The sequence below is a fragment of the Hymenobacter humi genome (genome assembly GCF_042665855.1).
Lineage (GTDB): Bacteria > Bacteroidota > Bacteroidia > Cytophagales > Hymenobacteraceae > Hymenobacter > Hymenobacter humi.
Genome location: NZ_JBHTEK010000001.1, coordinates 641,554 through 665,956 on the forward strand (window position 1 = coordinate 641,554; position 24,403 = coordinate 665,956).

Sequence of the window (24,403 nt, forward strand, 5' to 3'; positions counted from 1 at the left end):
TTCTACACGGGCCCCAAGAGCTGCCCATAAAAAAAGGCCTGAAACACGAGTCCCAGGCCTTTTTTAGTTTGTTGTGCCGCGGGCTAAAAGCCCGGGCTACGCTACAGCAGCTCCGTGCTGCGCTTCACAAACGCCGTCAGTGCCTCACCTTTCAGCATGCCCTGGGCCAGCAGCGCGAGGTCGAAGGCTTGCTTGGCGAGCTTCTCGCCGTTGCCGTCGGTGGCCAGCACTTTCTGGGCGAGGGGATGGTTGGCATTCACCGTTACGTCGTACGACTCGGGGAAAGCGCCGAACATCTGCATGCCGCCTCCGCCGCCGGTGCGCTGCATGTCCTTCATGCGGCGCATGAATTCGTTTTGGGTGATGACCACCGGGGCGTCCTGCGGTGAGAGGGCCGCTACTTTCACGTGCATGGTGTCGTTGGCGATGGCCGTCTTGAAGAGGTCGGTGAGCTTGGTTTGCTCGTCTTCGCTCAGCACGCTTTCGGTGGTGTGGTCCTTCTCGATGAGCTTGCTCACCGTGTCGGCGTCGACGCGCTTGAAGCTGGTTTTCTCCAGTTTCTGCTCGAGCTGGCCCACAAAGTGCGGGTCGAGCACCTGGTCGAAGTTGAGCACGTCGTAGCCACGCTCCTGAGCGGCTGCCACAAAGCTATGCTGGTGTTCGGCGTCGTTGGTGTAGAGCACCACGGTGTTGCCGTCCTTGTCCTGCTGGTTGGCCTGGATGTGCTCGGTGTACTCCGTGATGGTAAACAGCTTGTTGTCGACGTTCTTGAGCAGCACGAAGTCCTTGGCCTTCTCGTAGAACTTCTCATCCGAGAGCATGCCGTATTTCACAAACATGCCGATGTCCGACCATTTCTCCTCGTAGCCGGGCCGGTCCTGCTTGAAGAGGCCGCTGAGCTTGTCGGCTACTTTCTTGGTGATGTAGGTGTTGATTTTGCGCACCGCGGCATCGGCCTGCAGGAAGCTGCGCGACACGTTGAGCGGAATATCGGGCGAGTCAATCACGCCGTGCAGCAGCATCAGGAACTCGGGCACGACGTCTTTTACCTCATCAGTAATAAACACCTGGCGCGAGTACAGCTGAATCTTGTTGCGCTGGAACTGCAGCTCGTCCTTCACCTTGGGGAAGTACAGAATGCCAGTGAGATTGAACGGATAGTCCACGTTCAGGTGAATCCAGAACAGGGGCTCGTCCATGCTCATGGGGTAGAGCTCCTGGTAGAATTTCTTGTAGTCCTCGTCGGTGAGCTCGGCGGGCTGCTTGGTCCAGATGGGTGTGGTCTGGTTGATGACCTCGCCCTCGAACTCAATCGGAATGGGCAGGAACTTGCAGTACTTGGTGAGGATGGTGCGTAGGCGGGCTTCCTCCAGAAACTCGTCGGAATCGGCAGCTACGTGCAGTACCACGTCGGTGCCGCGCTCGGCTTTGTCGGTGGTTTCGAGCGTGAACGACGTGCTGCCGTCACAAATCCAGTGGGCGGCTTCGGTGCCCTCCTGATGGCTCTTCGAGAAAATCTCCACGTTGTCGGCCACCATGAAGGCCGAGTAGAACCCCAGACCGAACTGACCGATAATCTGGTCTTTGGTGGCGGCGTCCTTGTCTTTGTACTTCTCCACAAACTCGGTGGCGCCGGAGAAGGCAATCTGGTTGATGTACTTCTTGATTTCCTCGGCCGTCATGCCCAGGCCGTGGTCCGAAATCGTGATTTTGCGGGCCTCTTTGTCCAGGGTCACGCGCACTTTCAGCTCGCCCAGCTCACCCTTAAACTCGCCGAGTTGAGCCAGGCTCTTCAGCTTTTGGGTAGCATCGACGGCGTTCGAGACCAGTTCCCGCAGGAAAATCTCGTGGTCAGAATACAAGAACTTCTTAATGATGGGGAAGATGTTCTCGGTGTGGATGGAGATGGAGCCGGTTTCTTGCATGGTAATGGAATAGGGAAACGGTTGATTGCAGACGGAATGGCCGGGCACAAGGCCGCGGGCCGCAGTCCGTGCGGCTTTCAAAGGGCGTTCCAACGGTGGGAGTGCTGTCAGATTGACAGCGGACGGGGCCGGTGCGCTAGCGGCCGGCGCGGTACAGCGGCCGCGGCTCGGCCACGTCCAGAGGACCGGGGAAAGGGCCGGAGCCGTGCACGTTGTGCCACTCGGCCAGGAGTGCGGGCATCCGGTCAGAAAAGTCACTGAGCCAGTGCAGGCCGGGCACAGCCGTCAAAAAAACTGGATATCGAACTTGATGAACGGCCGAAAAATGGTAATCAGCGAATCGATGGCCAGCCTGGTTGTGCACGCGGCGGCGGTTGATGGCCAGTACCAGTCGTTCGAGCGGCAGCTGCACCAGCCCAGGCATCCAGTTGGTACCCAGCCAGACCTGGTCGTACACCGAGATATCCGGAAAGGAATTGATGTCCATTAGCATCTGCCGAACACCCAGCTCCTCAACGAGTTGCAGCAGATGCCCGGCACTGGCCCGAAACGTGCGCATGTCCTGCCCCGAAGCCCATTCCACGCGCAGCAAGCCCAGGGCGGCGTCGTGCTGCAAAGAAAGGTCGGCGATGGTGGTAATTATCACAAAAAAGCGCGGACTGCACCGCTTCCGCGAAGGTACGGAAGGGATACGATAAACAACGCGGCCTTGGATTGCGGTAAATGAGAAAAGTTTAAAAAATATCTCCGGCAGGCCTTTATCTGTTTCCGCCGATATTTGCTCCGTGCCCGCCCTGCGCTCCCATATTGCCCTGCTGCTGCTGCTCTGCCTGGTGCGGACGCTGCTGCCCGAGTCGGTAATTCTGACGCTGCACTCCCACGCCCACACCACCGCGGAGCCGGCGCAGGCCCCGGCTTTTGTGCAAAAAGGCAAGGCCCTGGTGGGCCCCCAGCACCAGCACTGCGATGTAGAGCACTTCTACAACGTGGCGTTCCAGCCCGCACTGCCCGTGCCGGTGCCCGGCCCGCGGGTAGCGCCGCGCTATGCCGCCCCGGCCGCTCCGCTGGCGGCGCGGGCCGCCGTTGGGCTGCCCACCTGGGCCCCGGACCTGCGCGGCCCGCCCCGCCGCGCCTAACGCCGGCCTTTTTCTTTTCTACTGATTTCAACCAGGCCCTGACTGCGGCCGTGTTTTTGCACGGGCCCGCGGCCTGGGCTGTTCTGGCTTTTTTATATGCACACTGGTTTTCTTTACCGCTTTCCTTTCCTGCTGATATTCACGGCGTCGCCGCTGCTCGTGGCGGCGCAGGACGCTCCGCCGGCCGCGCCGCGCGTGCGGACAGCGGCCCCGCCCTTTACGGGCCGCGTGCTGGACGCGGCCACCGGCGAGGGCCTGCCCGGGGCCAACGTCGTTTTTGTGGACCTGAAGCGCGGCACCGCCACCGGGCCCGACGGCAGCTTTAGCTTCGCCAACCTGCCCCGGGGCCGCTTCACCGTTCAGATTCGCTCCCTGGGCTACAACACCGTGACGCAAACCGTGGACACCGGCACCGGCCAGCCCCTGGAAGCCAAGCTGGCCGTGGCGGCCACCGAAATCGGGCAGGTCGTGGTCACGGGCGTGTCGCAGGCCACGGAGCTGCGGCGCTCGCCCATCCCGACTTCTATAGTCGACCACACGCGGCTCAACCAAACGGCGGGCTCCAACCTGGTCGACGCCATTGCCCACACGCCGGGCGTGAGCCAGATTACCACCGGGGCGGCCATCAGCAAGCCGGTAGTGCGCGGGTTGGGCTACAACCGCGTCATCACCCTCAACAACGGCGCCCGGCAGGAAGGCCAGCAGTGGGGCGACGAGCACGGCATTGAGATTGACGAGTTCAGCATCGACCGGGCCGAGATTATCAAGGGCCCGGGCTCGCTGCTCTACGGCTCCGATGCCATGGCCGGCGTTATCAATTTTGTGGCGGCCGACCCCGTGGAAGAAGGCCGCATCACGGGCGTGGCCACGGCCGGCTACCAAACCAATAACCACCAGCAGGGCTACTCCTTGCAGAACGCCGGCAACCTCCACGGCCTGAACTGGCTGGCCCGTGGCACGCGCAAACTGGCCGGCAGCTACCAAAACCGCTACGATGGGCGGGTGTACAACTCCGGCTTCAACGAGTGGGACGCCGATGGCTACGTGGGCCTGAACAAGGGCTGGGGCTACTCGCACCTCACGTTCAGCACGTTCAACCAGCGCGTGGGGCTGACCGAAGGCGCCCGCGACGAGGTCACCGGCCGGTTCACCAAGGAAGTACTCATTGCCCGCAATCAAAGTGGCGTTGACCGGGTTGAAATTCAGCCAGTGACCGACGCCGACCTGCGCGGCTACGACCTGGCCGTGCCCCAGCAGCAAATCAACCACCTGCGCCTGGGCACTGACAACAACTTCATTTTGGGAGAGAACGGCGCGCGTCTCACACTGCAAGGCAGCTACCAGCAGAATCTGCGGCGCGAGTTCGGCAACGTGCTCGACCCCGCCGAAAACTCACTCTACTTCCAGCTGCGCACCGTCGACTACGCGCTGCGCTACTTTCTGCCGGAAAAGAACGGCTGGCACCTGACGCTGGGCACCAGCGGCCTGCACCAGCAAAACCGCAACCTGGGCGTGGAATTTCTGATTCCGGCCTACCGCACGAACGAAGGCGGCGTGTTTGCCGTGGGCAAGAAAACCATTGGGTCGCTCGACCTCAGCGGGGGCCTGCGCTACGACCTGCGGCGCATCACGGCCGAGGCGCTGTACCTCGGCGCCGACGAGCGGCCCACCGCCGCCACCGACCCCGACGCCGAAACCAAGTTTCCCGGCTTCCGGAGCACGTTTCGCAACTACAGCGGCAGCCTGGGTGCGGCCTATAGCGTCAACGAGCGGCTCACGCTCAAGGGCAACCTTTCGCGCGGCTTCCGCGCCCCCAACATTGCCGAGCCTGGGCTCCAACGGCCAGCACGAAGGCACCATTCGCTACGAAATCGGCAACGAAAACCTGCAGGCCGAAACCAGCCTGCAGGCCGATGCCGGCGTGAGCTATGTGACCGACCACGTGCGCTTCAGCGTCGATGCCTTCGCCAACAGCATCGACAACTACATTTTCACGCGCCGCCTGCTCACGGCCAGCGGCGCCGACTCGCTGAGCCCCGACGGCAACGGCGTGTTCCGCTACCAGCAGGGCCGGGCCCGCCTGGTGGGCGGCGAAGTCAGCCTCGACTTTCACCCCCACCCGCTCGACTGGCTGCACTTCGAAAATTCGTTCTCGATGGTGCGGGCCGAACAGCTCAACCGCCCCGAAGCCGAGAAGTACCTGCCGTTTATCCCGGCCGACCGGCTGCAGTCGGAGCTGCGGGGCAACTTCCGCCGCCAGGGCAAGCGCATCACCAACCCCTACGTGCGGGTGCAGGCTCGAGCACAACTTTGCCCAAAACCGCTTCTACTCGGCCTTCGACACCGAAACGGCCACGCCTGCTTACACGCTCATCAACGCCGGCGTGGGCACGGACTTAGCCAATGCCCGGGGCAAAACCCTGGCATCCCTGTTCATCACGGCCAACAATCTGTTCGACGTGGGCTACCAAAGCCACCTGAGCCGCCTGAAGTACGCCGACTACAATGCGGCCAACGGCCGGCGCGGGGTGTTCAACCAGGGCCGCAACGTGAGCGTGCGGCTGGTGGTCCCGCTGGCGTTTAAGTAAAACCGGTTTTTCAACAGTTGAGCTAGGGAAGGCACCCGGCGTGGACAATTTGTGTTCAGCCGGGTGCCTTTCTTTGTGTTTATGCCTCACGACCACGCCTCTTCTTCGCACAGCCACGCCGGCCACGCGCACGCGGCGCCCCCGCCCGGCGGCGCCTTCAGCGCGGCCTTTGCCACGGGCATTGGCCTCAACCTGGCTTTTGTCGTTGCCGAAACCATCGGGGGCTGGCGGCCAACTCGGCGGCCCTGCTCGCCGATGCCGGCCACAACCTGAGCGACGTGCTGAGCCTGGCCCTGGCCTGGGGCGCGGCGTGGCTGGCGGGCCGGCGCTCATCCACCCGCTACACCTACGGCTACAAGGGCGCGACCATACAGGCAGCGCTGCTCAACGCGGCCTTGCTCTACGCCGCGCTGGGCTTTATTCTCTGGGAAACCGTGGACCACTTTCGCCACCCCGCGCCCGTGAACGGCCGCACCGTGATGCTGCTGGCGGGGCTGGGCATTGTCATCAACGGCTTCACGGCCTGGCTGTTTCGCCACGGACAGAAGAGCGACGTGAACGTGCGCGGCGCCTACCTGCACATGCTCACCGACGCCCTGGTGAGCGCGGGCGTGGTGCTGGGCGGCGCCCTGGTGATGTGGACCGGCTGGACCTGGCTGGACCCCGTCCTCAGCCTGGGCATTCTGGCCATGATTGCAATTAGCTCCTGGGGCCTGCTGCGCGACACCCTGCGCCTGGGCCTGCAAGCCGTGCCCAACGGCATCGACCTGGCGGCGGTGCAGGCGTTTTTGCTGCGGCAGCCCGATGTGGTAAGCGTGCACGACCTGCACGTCTGGAGCCTGAGCAGCGGCGACCATGACACGGCTCTCACCGCCCACCTCGTGCGCCCGGGCGGGGCCGATGCCGCCTGGCTGGCTCAACTAGCCAAAGGCCTGGAAACCGAATTCCACATCCACCACAGCACCGTGCAGGTAGAAGACGGCCCCACGCCCGGTGGCTGCGCCAGCGGCTGCTCCGATGCCGGCCACCCGGTAGCCCACGCCACCTCGGCCAGCCATTAAGGGTAGTAAAAGACGGTTGAGGCTAAAGTTGGTGCTACATTTCGCCATGCAAGCCACTCAGTCCACCAAATTCACTGTGCTCACCGCTGCCGTCATTGTGGCGGCGTTGGGCTATTTCGTTGATATCTACGACCTGATTCTGTTCAGCATCGTGCGGGTGCAAAGCCTCAAAGATCTGGGCATCACAGCCCAAGCCGAGGTCACCAACCAGGGCTTGTTCCTTATTAATATGCAGATGGGCGGCATGCTGCTCGGCGGCATCCTGTGGGGCATTCTCGGCGACAAGCGCGGGCGGCTGTCGGTGCTGTTTGGCTCCATCCTGCTTTATTCGCTGGCCAACCTGGCCAACGGCTTCGTCACGACCATCGACCAGTACGCCTGGCTGCGGCTGATTGCCGGCGTGGGACTGGCCGGCGAGCTGGGCGCGGGCATTACGCTGGTGAGCGAGAGCCTGCCCAAGGAAAAGCGCGGCTACGGCACCATGGTGGTGGCCACCGTGGGCGTGAGCGGCGCCATGCTGGCCTACTGGGTGGGCGAAAAACTGGGCTGGCGCAACGCCTACTTCGTGGGCGGCGGGCTGGGCCTGGCGCTGCTGCTGCTGCGCGTGAGCGTGTTCGAGTCGGGCATGTTCCAGCAGGTGCAGGCCCAGACCGAGGTGGTGCGCGGCAACTTCCTGGGCTTGTTCACCAACCCGGTGCGCCTGGGCAAGTACCTGCGCATTCTGCTGATTGGGGTGCCGCTGTGGTTTGTTATCGGAATTCTCATCACGCTGGCGCCGGAGTTTGGGCGGGTGCTGGGCCTCACGGGCGAGGTCACGGCCGGGCTGGCGGTGTTTTGGTGCTACTTCGGGCTGGTGTTTGGCGACTTCATCAGCGGGGCCGTCAGCCAAGTGTGGCACAGCCGCAACAAGGCGCTGAAAGTGTTTCTGGCATTTTGCGCGGCGCTGGTGGCCGTGTACCTCTTTGGCATCAAGGGCGCTACGCCCACGGTATTTTATGCGGTATGCTTTGTGCTGGGGTTGTCGGTAGGCTTCTGGGCGTTGTTTGTGACGGTAGCGGCCGAGCAGTTCGGCACCAACCTGCGGGCCACGGTGGCCACCACGGCGCCCAACTTTGCCCGCGGCTCGGTGGTGCTGCTAGTGCCGGCCTTTAAGTACCTGAGCGGCGCGCTGGGCTTCCTGCCCGGGGCGGCGGTACTGGGCGGCGCGACGCTGCTGGTAGCGTTCTGGGCCGTGAGCACGCTGCCCGAGAGCTACGGCAAGGACCTCGACTACGTGGAATAAATCAGCTCAATTTTCTACTAGAGCGGTTTCAGAGTCACTGGATGCAGGGGCGGGCTCGCCCCCGCCCGTCGTGGAACGGAATCGTTGAGCCGGTGCGAACACCGGGGCGGGGACCAGCCCCGCCCCTACATGGTTCATACGATGCACTGACTCCAAAACTGCTCTAACCAAGTACAAAGGCTGTTCTTTGATGGCCGGACTGTGCGAACTTGGCCCATGAAGCCCGCCCTCAAATGGCCATTCGCATTTCCAGCATGTGGGCCGCAAACCCGGCTTTTTCATACGCCCGGATGGCCGGCGCATTTTGGGCATACACCTCCAGGCGCAGCTCCTTGAGGCCCTGTGCCATTGCCCATTGCTTGAGCGACTCCATGATGAGGGCATTTACGCCCCGCCCCCGGTAAGCCGGCTCCACGTACATGAAGCCCAGGTAGGCGTACTGCTCGTGCCTGAGGTAGGGCTGGGCCGGCTCGATGCGGGCGTACCCCGACCCCACGATTTGCTGCTGGTCTTCGGCGACTATTATTAGTGCCTGAGAGCTGGTAATCAGCTCCTGCAGGTCGTAGTAAGTGATGCCCTCGCTTCGCAGGGTGGGGTCAAACGGCCGCTCGGCGGCAATGACGCCCTGCTCGAATCGCAGCAGCGTTTCCAAATCGTTCGGCGTTGCCGGCCGGATGCGAACCTCTGCCATACAGCGGGTTGTTGGGTAATATGTAGAGAATGTTGCGGCCGGCCCGGCACCTGGGCGGAGCTTCAGCCGCAAGATTGCCGGCCAGCGCCGACGGTACCAGGCAAGCTAGCTCCGCACCGGCCAACTTCCGCCCGGCAGTTGCGTTTAGCTCCCCGATACTTACCCGCTTATTTTTTCAACCCATCGAAATGAAAAACCCTTTCTTTATTGCCGCTTTGTTTGGTGCCCTGCTGGTCACTTCCGTTGCCTCGGCTCAAACCACCCCGACCACCCCAACTCCGGCCACCGACCCCACGGCCGTGCCCCTGACGCCCGAGCAGCAGAAGCAGCGCGCCGACGAAACCAAGGCCGCCTACGAAGCGCAGAAGCAGCAAACCAACGCCTCGGCGCAGTCGGCCCGCGACACGCGCAGCGCCATGAACGAGAGCAAGCAGCAAATGCGCGAGCAGAAAAACAGCTGCGCGCGCAAAACGAACAGCTGAAAGCCCAGCGCAAGGCCGAGAAGGAAAACCAGGCCCGCGAGAAGCTGGCCCGCACCCAGATGAAGGAAGAGAAAAAGCGCATGAAGGCCATGAAATAGGCCTCATTTGCCTTTTGAAGTAAAAAACTCCGGCTTCGGTCGGGGTTTTTTATTGTCCGCCTCCCCCACTATTTTTCTACCTTTCGCCTCTTCGCCGCTTTCATCCTTCCATGGCCGCTCCCACCAAAAACACCCCCATGTACTACCCGTGGCACCACTTTGTGCTGGCGCCCCTGGCCCTGCTCATGGCGGGCTATACCATCCTGCGCTACACCAAAGTGGCGGGCGATGACGACCAGATTGCCCGGCTCTGGTTCAGCGTGGCGGCGCTGGCCATTATCGGCCTGGGGGTGGTCATCATGCTGCGCCAGCACTATGCGCTGCAGCTGCAGGACCGGATGTGCCGGCTCGAAGTGCGGCAGCGGTACTTTGAAGTAAGCGGCCAGCGGTTTGCCCCACTCGAAGAACAGCTCAACCTGAGCCAGATTCTGAGTCTGCGCCTGGCTGGCGACGCCGAGCTGCCCGCGCTGGCCCAGGCCGCGGCGGCTGCCAACCTTTCGCCCAAAGACATTCAGGCCCGTATTACCGATTTCCAGTTCGATACTTTGCGCGTTTGATACCGTTCGTGGTTAGCAGATGGCAGGGCTGATGTGGCCCGCTGCCTGAGAGCCACTGGTTTCCAACTGCCCACGCGCCCCTAATCTTTCCTTCCCATGATTCTATACAACGTGACCAGCAGCATCGAGCCCACCGTGGCCGAGGAATGGCTGGAATACATGCGCACCACCCACATGCCTGAGGTAATGGAAACGGGCTTCTTTCTCAAAAGCCAGCTCTGCCGCCTGCTCAACGAAGAAGACGACGGCATTACCTACGCGGCTCAATATTATTGCCTGAGCGTGGAGCAGGCGGAGGAATACCAGCGCGTGTGCGCCCCGGCCCTGCGCGCCGACATGGAAGCCCATTTTGCGGGCCAGTACGTGTCGTTTCGCACCGTGCTCGAAGTAGTCGAATAGCTGTGCCCCGAGCCCTACAGTTGGGCACCAAAACAGCCGTGGAGCTGTTGAAAAGCACTCTATGAAAAACCTTCTCTTCTTCGGCGACAGCCTTACCGCGGGCCACGGCCTGCCCGCCGCCGCCAGCTTTCCTTCCCTTATTCAGCGGCGGCTCGACGAGCAGCAGCTTCCTTATAAAGCCTACAATTACGGCGTAAGCGGCGAAACCAGCGCCGGCGGGCGCCAGCGCTTGGCCTCGGTGCTGGCCCGGCATGCCGTCGATGCATTTGTACTGGCCCTCGGGGCCAACGACGGCATCCGCGGCATTCCGGTGCGCGAAACCACCCACAACCTGCAGTTCATCATCGACGCCGTGAAGCGGCAGCACCCCAGGGCGCAGGCGGTGCTGGCCGGGCTGGAGTTCCCGTTCGACCTGGGCCCGCTGGGCGGCCACCGCCTGGCCCACTACGCCACCGAGTTCAAGGCCCTGTTTCGGACGCTGGCCGAGAAAAACAGCCTGCCCTTTGTGCCCTTCCTGCTGCAGGGCGTGCTGGGCCGCCACGACCTGAACCTGGCCGACGGCGTGCACCCCAACGCGGCGGGTCAGCGCATCCTGGCCGAAAACGTGTGGCAGATTCTGGGCCCGCTGCTACTCAGCCGAACAGATTCCCCTGTACCGGCTGCGGAATAACGAACGGCGGCGGCACGGCAATGCCCGTGAGGGCGCGCATCTTTTCCAGAAAGTACTGGGCAAGCACCGGGGCGTGGCGCACGTCTTTCTGGTGGATAAAAGTAGATGTCGTGCACGCCCTGGGCCACCCAGGCGGCCAGGCGCTCGGCCCAGGCGTCGGCGCGCTGGTAGTCGGTGCTGTGCAGGCCGTGGCCATTGAAGCGCACGAAGGCCACCGGCGTGGTCAGGCGCATGGGCAGCACGTCGCGCCGGCCGGCCACGTCGGTTATCACCAGCGTTTTGTTGAGGGCTTCGAAGGTGGCAAACACGGCATCGGCGAGGCCTCGGTCGGCAAACCAGCGGGGATGGCGCAGCTCCACGGCCAGCGGCACCGCCTCCGGAAAGTCGAGCAGGAAGCGCTCGAGCCGCGGCAGGTGCTCGGGCCCGAAATGCGGCGGCAGTTGCAGAAAGGCCCAGCCCAGGTTGTCGCCCAGGCTTTCGAAGGCCCGCGCCATGGGCACCACCAAATCGTCGGCCTGAAACAGCTCCCGCTCGTGGCTGATGCTGCGCGGCAGCTTGGGGCAGAATTTGAAGCCCGGCCCGACGGCCTCGCGCCAGCGCCGCACCGTGGCCGCGTCGGGAATGCGGTAGTGCGTGGTATTCAGCTCAATGCTGTTGAACTGCTGCGCGTAGTAGTGCAGGTAATCGGGCTCCTTGATGCCGGCAGGGAAGTAGGTGCCCAGCCATTCCTTGTTGGTCCAGATGGGGCAGCCCACGTGCAGGCGGGCCGGCGCGGGCTGGGTGGGGCGGGCCCGGGCCAGCACGCGGGCCGTTTCGGGGTGGTCGGGCGGCAACCGAAAATCCACGTAGCGCAGGTCGGGCAGGCGGCCAAAATCCATACCGCAAAGGTAGCCCCGCCCCCGCGGCGCCCTACTGCTCTTACGAAAAATCGGGGACTTTTGCAACCGGCTTCCAAAGGGAGCCGGCAGACCAATGCCCAAATTTTATACCTGCCATATAATCTAATTTTTGAACCTATGCAATGACTTGGGGCTGCTTACGCAAAATATACTTTCACGGCGCCTCACGGCTACTTTTTCGATTAGTAAGCAAATAAATTAAATGCAAGTTTTATAAGAAAAGGTCAATTATATACCTAAAAGCGTTAGTAGGTGGGAACTAAATTTTAGCAATGCCCAACGGGGTAAGCCTATGTTTGTTCCGTTCACCATCTGCAAAACGCATGATTTTATTTCGTCCCTTTAAAGTAACCGTCCTCTCCAGCTTTCTTTTTGTGATGCTGACGTTGCTGAGCGCTCCGGCGCAGGCCACCACCCCTGGCACCAGCAAGTCAGTTTCTACCCCGACCACTTCCGCCACTACGGTGCTGCGGGGCCGGGCGTCCTGGTACGGCAGCTACTTTCAAGGCAAACGAACCACCAGCGGCGAGCGCTACAACCGGTTCCAGTACACCTGCGCCCACAAAACCCTGCCCTTCGGCACCCGCCTGCGGGTAACGAACGTGAAGAATGGCAAATCGGTGGTGGTGCGCGTCACCGACCGCGGCCCGTTCCGCCACCAGCGCATTCTGGACCTTTCTGAAATTGCCGCCAAGCCCCTGGGCATCACCGAATGCGGCGCCGCCACGGTAGTAGCCGAAGTTGTCGCCGCCGCCACTCCCCTGGGCCCCGCCTCTACCCCCGACAACCTGGCCGCCCTTTTCGCCGCCGACCCCAACCCCGAAGCCGCCTTCACCACCTACTCCGTCCGGGCCGATGCCGATGCGGCCGAACCCACCGAGAAGCCGGCTCTGATTGCCGCCTCCACTGTCACCAAAACCGAAGTAATAACCGCCACCGAATCGGTGGACTGCCCCGCGGGGTTCCTCATCCAGGCCGGCTCCTTCACCGACGCAGCCAATGCCCGCACGGTGCAGGCCCGCATCCAGTCGCTGCTGCCAGACGTGAAAGTGCAAGTATCCCAATACCTGCTCGACGGGCGCCAGCGCAGCCGCGTGCTCGTGGGCAATTTCGGCGAGCGCCCCGAGGCCGAGGCCGTGCGCCAGCAGCTTATGGTGTGGGGCATTGGCGGGCTCGTGCGCGAGGTGGCCCTACGGTGACCACGCATCCGCGCACTCTATTATATAGGTAGCCTTTCTCAACTTGCCTCATCGAGCCCTGCTTGGTGGGGCGGTTCTATGCACGCCCAGCTGTGAAACACCCGGCGGCGCTATACATTTAGGCCTTGGGGCCGTTGTGACCCACTCCTATTCGTATGGTTTCCTGGATTAAAGCCCTGCTGGCGCTCGCCGTCGGCCTCACCCTGGTTTGGACGCTGAATACCAAGCAAGGCGACGTCCCGCCCTTTGGCAAACTGCTGAGCCCCTACCGCGGCTTCTGGCAAAACGGCGAGGCCCAGGGCGACTTCCCCGCCGAGCAAACGCTGGGCCTGGCCGGCCTGCGCCAGCCCGTAACGGTACGCTACGACGACCACCGCGTGCCGCACGTCTTTGCCCAAAACGACCAGGACCTGTACTTTGCCCAAGGCTACCTCACGGCCCGCGACCGGCTCTGGCAGATGGAGTTTCAGACCCACGTGGCCGCCGGCCGCCTCGCCGAGATAGTAGGCCCGGCCCGGCTCGAAACTGACCGGTTTTTCCGGCGCATGGGCTTGCCCTTTGGCGCCGCCAACTCCCTGAAGGTGATGATGGCCAACCCCACCACGCGCACCGTGCTCGAGTCGTACTCAGCGGGGGTGAATGCCTACATCAACCAGGCACACCCGCCACGCTGCCCTTCGAGTACAAGCTGCTCGACTACCGGCCCGAGCCTGGCAGCCACTGAAGTGCGCGCTGCTGCTCAAGTATATGGCTTGGGACCTGAGCGGCCGCACCGACGACCTTCGCATGAGCAACATCCTGCGCAAGTACGGCCCGGCCGTCACCAAAGACCTGTTTCCGGACTACCCCACGCGCGAAGACCCCATCGTGCCGGTGGGTACGCCGCTGGATTTCAAGCCTCTGGCCGCCCCACCCGTACCCCGCTCATTTGAGGCGGCATACGCGGCCAACCAACTGCATTCGGAGCCCGATGCTGAGCGGGCTCCAACAACTTCGCGGTGAGCGGCGCTAAGTCGGCCTCGGGCTACCCGCTGCTGGCCAATGACCCGCACCTGCAGCTCAACCTGCCCAGCATCTGGTACCAGATTCAGCTCAACGCGCCGGGTGTGAACGTGTACGGCGTCACCATTCCCGGGGCACCCACGGTCATCATCGGCTTCAACGAGAACGCGGCTTGGGGCGTGACCAACGTAGCCGCCGACGTGCTCGATTTTTACCAGCTCAAGTTCAAGGACCGCACCCGCCGCGAGTACTGGCACGATGGCAGCTGGAAGCCCGTGCGCCGGGTGGTGGAGCGCATCAAGGTGCGCGGCCGGCCCGACCGGCTCGATACCGTGCTCTACACCCACCACGGCCCCGTGGTGTACGACAAGCCGGAAAAACCCTTTCTGCCCCAGACGCCCACTGCCCACGCCATGCGCTGGACCGCCCACGACGGCGCCGACGAGATAATGACCTTGTACCGGCTCAACCGCGCCCGCAGCTACGCCGACTACACAGCCGCCCTGGCCTCCTGGGCCTCTCCGGCCCAGAACTTCATTTTTGCCGACAACGAGAAAGACATCGCCATCTGGCCCAACGGCCGCTTTCCGCTGAAGTGGCGCGACCAGGGTAAGTTCATCCTCGACGGTACCAACCCGGCGTACGACTGGCAGGGCTGGATTCCGCAGGCCCAGAACCCGCACGTAAAGAACCCGGCGCGGGGCTTCGTGAGCTCGGCCAATCAGTTCTCGGCCGGGCCCGACTACCCCTATTACCTCAACTGGACCTTCGCCCCTTACGAGCGGGGCCACCGCATCAACCAGCGCCTCGCGGCGATGCGGCAGGTAACGCCGGACAGCCTGCGCCAGCTGCAAAATGACGTACTGGACCTCAATGCCCAGCTCATGCTGCCCAAGATGCTGGCTCTGGTAGCCCAAGCAGCCGCCGCCGATACACCGGAGGCCAAGGTGCTGGCCGAGCTGCGCCGCTGGCCCTATCAGTACGCCGCCGATGCCATTGGCCCAAGCGTGTTCAACCTCTGGTATAATAATCTTGTAAAGCGCCTGTGGGAAGACGACTTCGGCTCCAAAGTCACGAAGATGGAAATGCGCTTCCCGGACCGCGACCGCACCAACAATCTGATTCTAAACCAGCCCAACTCGCCGTGGATTGACGACCGCCGCACCCCGGCCAAGGAAACGCTGCCCCAACTGGCCCTGCAAAGCCTGCGCTTCGCTACCGATTCACTTACCCGCAAGTTTGGCCCCCTTGGCCCCAAATGGCGGTGGGCCAATCAGAAAAGCACCGACATCCTGCACCTGCTGCAGCTCCCGGGCTTCGGGCAGATGGACGTGGACTGTGGCGGCGGCGCGGGCATCGTGAACGCCACCTCCGAGCGCAACGGCCCCTCCTGGCGCATGGTGGTGGCCTTGGGGCCCCAGGTGCAGGCCTACGGCGTGTATCCCGGCGGCCAGAGCGGCAACCCCGGCTCGCCCTACTACAATAACCTGCTGGAGACCTGGCGCGTGGGCCAGGCTCGACGAGCTAGTGTTTCTGCGCTCGGCCAAAGAGCAGCACTCTCGTGTGCCCACCGCCTGGACGCTGCAGGGCAAGTAAACCGGCCCAAATGCAAAAAAGCCGCTCCCGAAGGAAGCGGCTTTTTTGTGCGGGAAAGGCAAAGACTATTTGTTGTCTTTGTCCTGACCAGCGTTTTTGGCGCCGGCCAGCTGCCGCTTTTCGGCCTTGTGGCTTACGTCGTGAGCTTCGCCTTCGTGCTCCTCGTTCATGTTGCGGCTGATGATAACAATAGCCACCGTGGCCAGAGCAGCAACGCCCAACACCATCTGGGTGGGGGTAAACTTCTGAGCCGCTTTGCGCAGCAGGGTGCCGCCGTGCTTCAGCAGGTCGTCCATGTGCTCGTGCTGGCCCTGGATGAGTACGTAGTAAGCGCTTTCGAAAGTACGCGCGAGGTCCTCGGGCATGATTTTTTCGAGCCTGCTGTTCGATTTGGGATTCCATAAAGATTTTAGAAAGGAAGAGGTGAAAGGAGACAAGGCGGGGCCTCGAAAAAGGCTGTACGCAAAACTTTGTGGCCGGGCTACCTTTTTCCTGACTTTAACGCGAAATAACCACCAATGCCGGCGGCCAAACTGGATGCTGGAGCCATGGCTAATGTCGGCTTTACCCGAATACAACTCACTCGTATTCAACAATACGCCCAACAAAAAAGCGCCCGGCCGAAGGGGCCGGGCGCAGTGCCGAGGTCAGGTAATGGCAACGGTTAGTTGTCGGTAGCGTCGGCTTCGGCGGCGGCCCGCACGCGGCCGGCGGCGTAGAAATTGCGCTGGTAATAAGGCTGGCTCAGGGAGCTGACCATCACGCCGCCGTTGGTGGCGGAGTGGGCAAACTTGCCGTTTTTCAGGTAGATGCCCACGTGGTAAATCGGGCCTTTGCCGCGGCGGAAGAACACCAGGTCGCCGGTCTTCATTTCGCTTTTGGCAATATGCTTGGTGGTGGTGAACATGGAGCGCGACGAGCGCTGCAGCGTGATGCCGTACACTTCGCGAAATACCCGGGTCACGAAGCCGGAACAATCGGTGCCGCGGCGCGAGTTGTTGCCGTAGCGGTAGGGCGTCCCAATCCAGTCGGTCACGGTACGCAGCAGGTCCTTGTTCTCATCGAAGGCCAGGCGCAGGCCGAGGGTCTGGGCATAGTAGTGGTAGGCCAGCGAGTCGCGGGAAGCGGCCAGCTCTTCGGCGGTGGGAGCCCCGGCCTTGGGGCCGTTAGCGGGCGTATTGGCGGCGCGGGCGGGAAGCTCGGCGGCAGGCTCGGTCATCGTCAGGGCTGGAAGCAGCGATGCTTCGGCTACGACGGGCGCCACAGCGGCACGGGACGTAAGCGAAGCATCGGGGGAGCGTTCGAAGAAGAAGGAGAGAGCCAGCGAGCCGGCGGCGAGGCAATACAGAATGCTATGTTTCATTGTCCGTCGTAGGGGTTGGAGCACAAATCCGGATTCCTGACAGCGGTAGGAAGAGCCGGGCAAGTTGGTTTCTTAGGCGATAGGCAAGGCTAAAAGCAGCCGAGAGAAGAGGTGATAAAAAGATGCTGTAACTCTTAATTCATATTCTTCATGAATTCGAGCTCAGGTAAAGCTAGCCCGAACTTTTGATAACCTCAGCATTTATGCCAGGAAAAAGTCAATAATTCTTTACAAAGTATAAATTCATCATCTTTAAATCATTTATAAGCTTGCAACCGTACTCTATACTCGGCCGTAGTAGCTTGCCCCCAAATATTTCTATACCTTCCTGCTATGCAAAACCTCCGAACCTGGACCCGCTCCCCCTTGGCCCGCATTGCCTGCCTGGTGCTCGGCAGCCGGCGGGTGGCCATGGTTATCGGCCAAACGGTGCACCTGAGCGGCGCCACACGCGAGCAGTTTCTGGCCGACGCCGAATGGGTGGCCCACGAGTGGTGCACGTGCGCCAGTTCAAGGAGCATGGCCTTGTCCCGTTCTTGTGGAAGTACCTGGTGGAGTCGGTGCGCGTGGGTTACTACCACAATAAGTACGAGGTGGAAGCGCGGGAAGAAGCCCGCCGCGTGGTGCTGGCCAACCCAAACCACGTGCTACGCCCGCTGCCCAAGCACGCGCAGCCCCGGAACCAAGCCTGAGCATTCAGCTTAATACTCTAAGCAGGTAATCAGTTGGGCAGCCTCAGCCTTGCACGAGCAGAGCCCCTACCCGTCGCGCCTGGGCTAGCGGCATGCGTAAGGGCGCCAATACACCCCGGCAGTTAGCGCTGTTTTAGAGCTCAAGTTTCTTTCCTCCCGCTGCAGAAGAGTGCGCCGGCAGCTCATGCGCAGCTCAACTTTGGGCAGAGGCCGGCCGCTTTCGCTTGGCCGTTTGAAGAGGAGCTTTGGGTATAAAACGAGGAGATTGTGAGAGCGGGAAGCCCCGGTTTTTCTGGCCGCGCCACAACCTACAAGATTGTGGTTAAGGTTTAAATTATTGAGGCTTACTGCAACTTATGTTGGATGACTTACGAATAAAAGTTTCAGCAGCTTCCAGCTGCAGACCTGTTTTTCGTTTCCTTTCCACCATTATCTCCTTCCTTTTCACTATGGACAACCAACAAAATCAATCGGGCAGCCCCATGCCTGGTGACGACGTTCGCACGAATAATGCCGGTAACTCGACGGGCAGCCCCGGGTTTACTAGTGCTGATAATGCTGGTGCCGGCTCCGGCGCCGGTTCGCGCAAAACGGGTACGGCCAGTGGCCAGGCCCGCGGCGCGGCGGCTCAGGGTGCTGCCTCGGGTGGCGCCAGCGGACAGAGTGGCAGCCAGGGCAACGAGCAAAAGCGCGCCGGCGGCGAAGGCCAGCAAGGCGGCAATGATATGCTGAATTCCGCCGTAGAAAGCGGCAAAAAATGGATTGAAGATTCGGGCGTGCTCAACAGCGTAAACCAGCTCCCGCAAAGCGTAAAAGACTGGGGCTCCCGCGCCGCCTCGCGCGTGGGCGATTTGACCACCACCCAAAAGATTGTCGGCGGCGCCTTGTTGGCCGTCGGCCTGGGCTACCTGGCCACGCGCAAAGGCCGGTCCGAAAGAACGGATTCGGAATCGCGCTACGGCCGGCAGAGCAGCGGCGGCAGCTACGGCCGTAAGTCAAACTACGGCTACCAGGCTCCCGATGCTTCCAACAGCCGTCGCACCAGCGTAGGCAGCGGCCGCTCCGACAGCGGCTCGGCTTATGGCAACAGCGGCAGCAGCTACGGCACCTCCGGTTCGGGCAATTACGGTACCTCGGGCTCGGGCAGCTACGGCAGCGGCAGCAGCTACGGCAAAGGCTCTAGCGACAGCAACCAGAGCTCGGGGTCGGGCTTCGGCTCTTCCTCGTCGGGTGGCGATTTTGGCTCCCGCACCTCGGAAAGCAGCTACCGTTCCAAAAACGATGATTTCCGCAGCGTTGAATAAGCTTTGGGATTAGCTCCAAGCCGCATACAAAAAGCCCCGCTTCGTTCTGAAGCGGGGCTTTTTTGATGGTTAGTCTCTTGTTGCTGGTTTCTGGTTGCTAGTTTCTAGTTGCCAGACAAGTTTGCAATAACAACCAGCAACTAGAAACCAGCAACCAGAAACTAGATGTTCATGGCCGACTCGCGGCGGCGCATCTTGCCGGCCGGAATGCCGAACATCATCTTGAAGCGGCGGCAGAAATAGGCGGTGTCCTTGTAGCCCACTTCCTTGCCGATGTCGCGGATGCTTTTCTTCGTCGTGCGCAGCAGGAACACGGCGCGCTCCATGCGCTGGTATTCGATGTAGTCCTGTGGGTTGATGTTGGTCAGCATCTTGAAGTACTGGCCCACGTAGTCTTCGCTCACGTTGGCCACGCCGCTCAGCACTTTGTTGCTGAGGTCGCCGCCCAGGTTCTCCTTGATGTAGTTGAACAGGTCGATGAGGCGCGGGTCTTTGAAGTAGGTGCTGTTGGTGGCCAGCTGCTCCACAAACATGTTGTTGCGCAACACGTAGCGCACCACTTCCACCACGATGTTCTCGGTGTAGATGTTGATTAGGCGCTCGCGACCGGGCAGGTCCTGCATGCTTTCTTCCACCACCTTAATCACCAGGTTGGCGAGCTTGGGCTGCCCGCTGATGAGGAAGGCCGGCACGTCGAGCGAGGCGAAGAAGTTCACCGAGTCGAACACCTTGGCTTCGAAGCTCACGAAGCTGTGGCTCTCGTCGGCGTCGCCGATGAGGTCGAGGTTGTCGTTGGAATGAAAGAACTTATCCTTGTTAGTGATAAGGTCGTCGTTGGTGATAACCCGATTCTTCTGGTCGACGCCGTAGCTCACGCGGGTGGGCCGGCCACCGGGAATGAAGAGCATTTCGCCTTCCTCCACCACCATCTCGTCATCGCCAAAGGTGATGTGGCCCTTGTGCAACAGGATGAGGTTGTTGCCAACGTCGTAGGAATTCTTTACCGTGAAGGGCTGGTGCAAAACCAGGTTTTTCGCTTTGATGTAGCGGACGCCTAGCGACTCAATAACTTTATTGTAATCTTCCATAATTCGTGCTGCCGAAACGGCCTGTGGGAGGGTGCGGTAGAGGTAACTGGGTGGCTACCGCAGTGCAATATAACACGTTGAAATTCACAAAAACTAAAAACCCAGCCAAATAGTGGCTGGGTTTTGTGCAATGAATCTGAATTTTAGGCAATTCGCTCCCTACTTGAGGATTTCCCGCGAAATCACAATTTTCTGAATTTCGGAAGTTCCCTCGTAAATCTGGGTGATTTTGGCGTCGCGCATGAAGCGCTCCACGTGGTATTCTTTCACAAAGCCGTAGCCACCATGTATCTGCACGGCTTCTACTGCCGAGTCCATGGCGACTTTGGAAGCAAACAACTTGGCCATGGCGCCCGATTTGGCGTAATCGGCCCCACTGTCCTTGTCGGCCGCGGCTTGCAGGCACAGCAGGCGGGCAGCGTCGGTGTTGGTGGCCATGTCGGCCAGCTTGAACTGAATGGCCTGGTGCTTGGCGATTTCAACGCCAAATGCCTTGCGCTCCTTGGCGTATTTCAGGCTGAGCTCGAGCGAGCCGGAGGCGATGCCCAGGGCCTGGGCGGCGATGCCGATGCGGCCGCCGGCCAGCACCTGCATGGCGAACTTGAAGCCGAAGCCGTCTTCGCCGATGCGGTTTTCCTTGGGCACCTTCACGTCGGTGAACATCAGCGAGCACGTGTCGGAGCCGCGGATGCCGAGCTTGTTCTCCTTGGGGCCCTGAATGAAGCCGGGCATATCCTTGTCGACAATCAGCACGTTGATGCCGCGCGACTTGAGCTCGGGGTTGGTTTGGGCTATCACGAGGTACACCGAAGCGGTGGTGCCGTTGGTAATCCAGTTTTTGGTGCCGTTGAGCAGGTAGTGGTCGCCTTTGTCTTCGGCAGTGGTGCGCTGGCTGGTGGCATCGGAGCCGGCTTCGGGCTCGCTCAGGGCGAAGGCGCCGATGATTTCGCCCGAGCACAGGCGCGGCAGGTACTTCTGCTTCTGCTCTTCGGTGCCGTATTTTTCCAGGCCCCAGCACACCAGCGAGTTGTTCACCGACATGATAACCGAGCAGGAGGCGTCCACCTTGCTGATTTCTTCCATGGCCAGCACGTAGCTCACGGTGTCGAGGCCGCTGCCGCCGTACTCGGGGCTCACCATCATGCCCATGAAGCCCAGGCTCGCCCATCTTCTTGACTTGCTCGGCGGGAAACTTCTGGTGCTCGTCGCGCTCGATGACGCCGGCCCACAGCTCGCTCTGGGCAAAATCGCGGGCGGCGTCGCGCACGGCCAGCCTGCTCTTCGGTCAGCTGATAAATGTTAGTGGAAGTGGCGGTTTGCATGGACAGGGTGGGAAAATGGAATGATGGAACAAAAGTACGCCCCTGCGGCGGGGCGAACAAGGTGCACCATTCGGGCACCCATACGGTGAACAACAATCTGCCGGACAATTTTCTTTTCCCTACGGGCCCAATCTGAATAGTAAGCGGCGCCCCTGGCTCAACCCGCTGGGCTCCAGCCAAAGCGCGCCGGGCCCGACCTTTACCGCTTATGACGCTACCCCTATTGAGCCGCTACGCGCTGGCCCTGCTTTTTGTGCTGGCCGGCACCTGGCATTTTGTTCACCCCGCTACCTACCTGGCCATTATGCCGCCGCAGCTGCCGCAGCCGCTGGCCCTGGTGTACATCAGTGGCGTTTTTGAAATCCTGGGCGGCCTGGGGCTGCTACTACGCCCTACCCGGCGCCTGGCCGGTTGGGGCTTGCTGGTGCTGCTGGTAGCCGTGTTTCCCGCTAATTTGTACATGGCTCTGATTCACGAAAAGCTCGGCATTCCGGGCTGGGTGGCCTGGGGCCGGCTGCCCGTGCAACTGCCCCTGATGTGGTGGGTGTGGCGGGTTAGTCGCCAACGATAAAGCGGCTATATCTTGCGGCCACTTTTCTACCAACTTACTATTACTATGAACCCAAATCGCCTGTTTGCTGGCGTGTTGTGGCTGCTGGCGCTAGGCGCTCCAGCCCTGGCGCAATCAGTCCCACCGCTGCAGGCTCAGGCCACCATTTCCGAACCCGTTGGCGCCCGACTTGAGCTGGCTTCGCAAGAGGCCCGCTACCAGACGGCGCACGATTCGCTGATGCTGGCAGCGGCCAAAGTTCGGGCTGAGATTGAATCCCGCCTGGGGCTATTCAAGACTTCGCAGGGTACTTTGGGCGGCTTGCATCGGCGAGTGAAAAGTTACGCTTCGGCCTCGGGGCGGGTCGTCAACTGGGCCGGGGTCGCTTACCCCACCGGTGGCACGCTGGTCAAACACCAAATAGTGAAGCACCGCTACGGCGTTGAGCTGGAAAAGGTAGTGTACTACGACGCCCAGGGCCGCAAGGTGCTGACTGAACGGTACGAAGGCCGCGAGCTCACCCGCCTGGAGCTGCAAGAATTCCCCGAGCTGCTGAACGCTCCCGTGGCCAAGTGGGTGTTTATACGCGGCGATTACCTGACGCACTGGACGCAAGCCATGCCCTCCAGCCCGAAGAAATTGAGCTACTTTTTCAGCCCCAAGGCACCGCGGCGCCAGCGCAACGGCTGAAAGTGCGGGCCTTGGTTTGCCCTTTGAATCGGCGGCTCAACGTCTGCTATTCCCAGCGCACGTCCAGCAGCCGGAGCTGCACGCTGCGCTGGCCGCGGTACTCGTTTAGCTCCACCGTGTAGCAGGCGCTGAACGGCTTCCCCTGCTCAATTTCGGGGAGGTAATCGGCCAACCCAAACCCGATGGCATCCACGGCCGGCCCAACGGCGTCGGCCGATGCCAGGCGGAGCTTGAGGTGGCCCTGGCCTACCACGCGGGCGCTGTGCGGCACGGCTACCAGCCGCTGCGAGGCAAAGACTGGGTTGGGGTTGCCGGGGCCAAGGGCTCCATGCGGCGCAGGCTCGGCAAAAAGTCTTCGTTGATGCGGCTCAGGGGCAGCACGGCGGCTACTTCCACCGGCCGCACGAGGTGCTCAGTAGTCAGGGTCCCGGCCACTACTTCCTCGAAGCGGCGCTGGAAGGCGGGCACGTTTTCTACTTTCAGGGTGAGGCCGGCGGCGGCGCGGTGCCCCCGAACTGGTCGAGCAGCGGCGCGCAGGCCTCCAGGGCCTCGTGCACGTCGAACCCCGCCACCGAGCGGGCCGAGCCCGTGGCCTTGCCATCGCGCTGGGTGAGGATGACGGTGGGGCGGTAGTACTGGTCGAGGCAGCGCGAGGCCACAATGCCCAGCACGCCCTGGTGCCAGTCAGCTTTGTAGAGCACGGTGGCGCGGGCATTTTGCAGCGTGGGGCTGCCGGCTATCATATCCAGCGCCTCCTGGGTGGTGTGCTGGTCGGAGCCGCGGCGCTCCTGGTTCATTTGGTCCACCACTTCGGCGGTGTAGCGGGCTTCCTGCTGGTCGGGGGCGAGCAGCATGGCCACGGCCCGGCGGGCATCGCCCATGCGTCCGGCCGCGTTGATGCGCGGCGCAAACCCGAATATCAGGCTACTGATGCCCAACGGGCCTTCGCGCAGTGTGGCCAGCTCGCGCAGGGCCGCCAGGCCGGGGCGCAGCAAGTGGGCGTCTTCGTTGAAACGGCGCAGGCCGTGGGCGGCCAAGATGCGGTTTTCGCCGGTGATGGGCACGATGTCGGCCGCGATGCTCACCGTTACCAAATCCAGCAAGTCGTGCAGGGGCGCGTTGGGCAAGCCTAGGTGTTCACCCAAGGCCTGCATTAGTTTAAAACCCACTCCGCAACCCGACAACTCCTTGTAGGGGTATTCGCAGTCGGCGCGCTTGGGGTCGAGTACGGCTACGGCCGCCGGCAGCTCGTCGCCGGGCAGGTGGTGGTCGCAGATGATGAAATCAACGCCCTGGCGCTTGGCGTAAGCCACCTGCTCCACGGCCTTGATGCCGCAGTCGAGCGCCACGATGAGGGCGAAGCCATTGGCCGCCGCAAAGTCAATGGCTTTTTCGGAGATGCCGTAGCCTTCGGTGTAGCGGTCGGGGATGTAGTCGCGCAGCCGCTCGGCCCCGAAAAGAGGCATGAGGTAGCTCATCACTGTGGCCACCGAAGTGATGCCATCCACGTCGTAGTCGCCCAGCACCAGCACCTTCTGGCCTTCGTGGAGGGCGAGGGCGAGGCGGGCCACCGCGCGGTCCATGTCGCGCATCAGCAGCGGGTTGGGCAGCTGGCGCAGGTCGGGATGAAAGAAGGCCGCAGCAGCTTCGGGCGTAGCTATGCCGCGTTGAGCCAGCAGGGCGGCAATTTCGGGGGCAATGAAGAGGGCCTCGGTCAGGCTATGGGCCTGGCGAGGGTCCGATTGAGGGATATAATTCCAGCGCTTACTAGCGGATACGGGCATTGGATACTTAGTAGAAATGGTCTCA

General features: G+C 61.9%; 25 protein-coding genes and 3 pseudogenes. 18 read left to right on the forward strand and 10 right to left on the reverse strand.

Features of this window, described 5'->3' with window-relative positions; genetic code table 11:
• Window positions 1–101 precede the first annotated feature (101 nt).
• Entirely contained in the window at window positions 102–1,925 is a 1,824-nt protein-coding gene (gene htpG / locus ACFQT0_RS03595) for a molecular chaperone HtpG (protein WP_380200448.1), read from the reverse strand.
• Window positions 1,926–2,061: 136 nt separating this feature from the next.
• A complete protein-coding gene (locus ACFQT0_RS03600) occupies window positions 2,062–2,571 on the reverse strand; it encodes a hypothetical protein (RefSeq protein WP_380200450.1) in 510 nt (169 codons plus the stop codon).
• A gap of 139 nt (window positions 2,572–2,710) precedes the next feature.
• On the opposite strand from ACFQT0_RS03600, the gene ACFQT0_RS03605 reads away from it, so the two are divergent.
• The 7 genes and pseudogenes from ACFQT0_RS03605 to ACFQT0_RS03635 all read left to right on the forward strand — a co-directional run bounded on the left by ACFQT0_RS03605 (window position 2,711) and on the right by ACFQT0_RS03635 (window position 7,992).
• Window positions 2,711–3,061, forward strand: a complete 351-nt coding sequence (locus ACFQT0_RS03605; RefSeq protein WP_380200452.1) for a hypothetical protein — start codon at window positions 2,711–2,713, stop codon at window positions 3,059–3,061.
• 96 nt (window positions 3,062–3,157) lie between these two features.
• Window positions 3,158–4,810 (forward strand): annotated as a pseudogene (locus tag ACFQT0_RS03610) (TonB-dependent receptor); the annotation flags it as partial.
• A pseudogene (locus ACFQT0_RS03615) lies at window positions 4,809–5,246 on the forward strand (TonB-dependent receptor domain-containing protein); the annotation flags it as partial. The pseudogenes ACFQT0_RS03610 and ACFQT0_RS03615, both read left to right, overlap by 2 nt.
• A 199-nt stretch (window positions 5,247–5,445) precedes the next feature.
• Window positions 5,446–5,649: a hypothetical protein gene (locus ACFQT0_RS03620; RefSeq protein ID WP_380200454.1), complete on the forward strand. Its 204-nt coding sequence runs from the start codon at window positions 5,446–5,448 to the stop codon at window positions 5,647–5,649.
• 81 nt (window positions 5,650–5,730) lie between these two features.
• Entirely contained in the window at window positions 5,731–5,922 is a 192-nt protein-coding gene (locus ACFQT0_RS03625; RefSeq protein WP_380200456.1) for a hypothetical protein, read from the forward strand.
• 5 nt (window positions 5,923–5,927) lie between these two features.
• Complete coding sequence (locus ACFQT0_RS03630) at window positions 5,928–6,710, forward strand: cation diffusion facilitator family transporter (RefSeq protein WP_380200458.1); 783 nt, start codon at window positions 5,928–5,930, stop codon at window positions 6,708–6,710.
• 46 nt (window positions 6,711–6,756) lie between these two features.
• Window positions 6,757–7,992, forward strand: a complete 1,236-nt coding sequence (locus ACFQT0_RS03635) for an MFS transporter (protein WP_380200460.1) — start codon at window positions 6,757–6,759, stop codon at window positions 7,990–7,992.
• A gap of 229 nt (window positions 7,993–8,221) precedes the next feature.
• Here the strand turns inward: ACFQT0_RS03635 and ACFQT0_RS03640 are convergent, their stop codons facing one another.
• Window positions 8,222–8,683, reverse strand: a complete 462-nt coding sequence (locus ACFQT0_RS03640) for a GNAT family N-acetyltransferase (RefSeq protein ID WP_380200462.1) — start codon at window positions 8,681–8,683, stop codon at window positions 8,222–8,224.
• 188 nt (window positions 8,684–8,871) lie between these two features.
• On the opposite strand from ACFQT0_RS03640, the gene ACFQT0_RS03645 reads away from it, so the two are divergent.
• The 4 genes from ACFQT0_RS03645 (at window position 8,872) to ACFQT0_RS03660 (ending at window position 10,889) form a co-directional block, all read left to right on the forward strand.
• Entirely contained in the window at window positions 8,872–9,165 is a 294-nt protein-coding gene (locus ACFQT0_RS03645) for a hypothetical protein (protein WP_380200464.1), read from the forward strand.
• Window positions 9,166–9,373: 208 nt separating this feature from the next.
• A complete protein-coding gene (locus ACFQT0_RS03650; protein WP_380200466.1) occupies window positions 9,374–9,820 on the forward strand; it encodes a DUF6526 family protein in 447 nt (148 codons plus the stop codon).
• A 96-nt stretch (window positions 9,821–9,916) separates the two neighbouring features.
• On the forward strand, window positions 9,917–10,219 hold the full coding sequence (locus tag ACFQT0_RS03655; RefSeq protein ID WP_380200467.1) for a DUF4286 family protein: 303 nt from the start codon (window positions 9,917–9,919) through the stop codon (window positions 10,217–10,219).
• 61 nt (window positions 10,220–10,280) lie between these two features.
• The gene (locus ACFQT0_RS03660; RefSeq protein WP_380200468.1) at window positions 10,281–10,889 is read left to right on the forward strand and encodes an arylesterase; all 609 of its coding nucleotides are present in this window, start codon (window positions 10,281–10,283) and stop codon (window positions 10,887–10,889) included.
• Here the strand turns inward: ACFQT0_RS03660 and ACFQT0_RS03665 are convergent.
• Window positions 10,802–11,767: a DUF72 domain-containing protein gene (locus ACFQT0_RS03665; protein ID WP_380200469.1), complete on the reverse strand. Its 966-nt coding sequence runs from the start codon at window positions 11,765–11,767 to the stop codon at window positions 10,802–10,804. The two genes, ACFQT0_RS03660 and ACFQT0_RS03665, sit on opposite strands and share 88 nt — an antisense overlap.
• 398 nt (window positions 11,768–12,165) lie before the next feature.
• Here ACFQT0_RS03665 and ACFQT0_RS03670 point away from each other — a divergent pair, with 398 nt between their 5' ends.
• From ACFQT0_RS03670 to ACFQT0_RS03680, 3 genes are all read left to right on the forward strand, one after another.
• Window positions 12,166–12,987, forward strand: coding sequence for a septal ring lytic transglycosylase RlpA family protein (locus ACFQT0_RS03670; protein ID WP_380200471.1), 822 nt, complete (start codon window positions 12,166–12,168; stop codon window positions 12,985–12,987).
• A 155-nt stretch (window positions 12,988–13,142) separates the two neighbouring features.
• Window positions 13,143–13,919, forward strand: a complete 777-nt coding sequence (locus ACFQT0_RS03675) for a penicillin acylase family protein (RefSeq protein ID WP_380200473.1) — start codon at window positions 13,143–13,145, stop codon at window positions 13,917–13,919.
• Between the two features lie 66 nt (window positions 13,920–13,985).
• Window positions 13,986–15,989, forward strand: a complete 2,004-nt coding sequence (locus ACFQT0_RS03680; RefSeq protein ID WP_380200475.1) for a penicillin acylase family protein — start codon at window positions 13,986–13,988, stop codon at window positions 15,987–15,989.
• 260 nt (window positions 15,990–16,249) lie between these two features.
• Here ACFQT0_RS03680 and ACFQT0_RS03685 read toward each other — a convergent pair whose 3' ends face one another.
• Window positions 16,250–16,948 carry a C40 family peptidase gene (locus ACFQT0_RS03685; protein WP_380200477.1) on the reverse strand — a complete coding sequence of 233 codons (699 nt, stop codon included), beginning with the start codon at window positions 16,946–16,948 and terminating at the stop codon, window positions 16,250–16,252.
• A 476-nt stretch (window positions 16,949–17,424) separates the two neighbouring features.
• Between ACFQT0_RS03685 and ACFQT0_RS03690 the strand changes: the two genes are divergently transcribed.
• Complete coding sequence (locus ACFQT0_RS03690) at window positions 17,425–17,640, forward strand: hypothetical protein (RefSeq protein ID WP_380200479.1); 216 nt, start codon at window positions 17,425–17,427, stop codon at window positions 17,638–17,640.
• A 449-nt stretch (window positions 17,641–18,089) separates the two neighbouring features.
• Window positions 18,090–18,944 carry a hypothetical protein gene (locus tag ACFQT0_RS03695; protein WP_380200481.1) on the forward strand — a complete coding sequence of 285 codons (855 nt, stop codon included), beginning with the start codon at window positions 18,090–18,092 and terminating at the stop codon, window positions 18,942–18,944.
• Window positions 18,945–19,105: 161 nt separating this feature from the next.
• On the opposite strand, the gene ACFQT0_RS03700 is transcribed toward ACFQT0_RS03695, so the two are convergent.
• A complete protein-coding gene (locus ACFQT0_RS03700; protein ID WP_380200483.1) occupies window positions 19,106–20,032 on the reverse strand; it encodes a helix-turn-helix domain-containing protein in 927 nt (308 codons plus the stop codon).
• 159 nt (window positions 20,033–20,191) lie between these two features.
• A pseudogene (locus ACFQT0_RS03705) lies at window positions 20,192–21,354 on the reverse strand (acyl-CoA dehydrogenase).
• Window positions 21,355–21,562: 208 nt separating this feature from the next.
• On the opposite strand from ACFQT0_RS03705, the gene ACFQT0_RS03710 reads away from it, so the two are divergent.
• Both ACFQT0_RS03710 and ACFQT0_RS03715 read left to right on the forward strand, forming a co-directional pair.
• Window positions 21,563–21,925, forward strand: a complete 363-nt coding sequence (locus ACFQT0_RS03710; RefSeq protein ID WP_380200485.1) for a DoxX family protein — start codon at window positions 21,563–21,565, stop codon at window positions 21,923–21,925.
• Window positions 21,926–21,970: 45 nt separating this feature from the next.
• Window positions 21,971–22,594 (forward strand): hypothetical protein, encoded by a 624-nt coding sequence (locus ACFQT0_RS03715; protein WP_380200487.1) that lies wholly within the window; start codon window positions 21,971–21,973, stop codon window positions 22,592–22,594.
• Between the two features lie 46 nt (window positions 22,595–22,640).
• Here ACFQT0_RS03715 and ACFQT0_RS03720 read toward each other — a convergent pair whose 3' ends face one another.
• Genes ACFQT0_RS03720 through recJ form a run of 3 tightly spaced genes read right to left on the reverse strand, consistent with a single transcriptional unit; the run spans window position 22,641 to window position 24,378 of the window.
• Window positions 22,641–22,865: a hypothetical protein gene (locus ACFQT0_RS03720; RefSeq protein WP_380200489.1), complete on the reverse strand. Its 225-nt coding sequence runs from the start codon at window positions 22,863–22,865 to the stop codon at window positions 22,641–22,643.
• Between the two features lie 2 nt (window positions 22,866–22,867).
• A complete protein-coding gene (locus ACFQT0_RS03725; RefSeq protein WP_380200491.1) occupies window positions 22,868–23,062 on the reverse strand; it encodes a hypothetical protein in 195 nt (64 codons plus the stop codon).
• 11 nt (window positions 23,063–23,073) lie between these two features.
• Complete coding sequence (recJ, locus tag ACFQT0_RS03730; RefSeq protein ID WP_380200493.1) at window positions 23,074–24,378, reverse strand: single-stranded-DNA-specific exonuclease RecJ; 1,305 nt, start codon at window positions 24,376–24,378, stop codon at window positions 23,074–23,076.
• Between the last annotated feature and the right edge of the window lie 25 nt (window positions 24,379–24,403).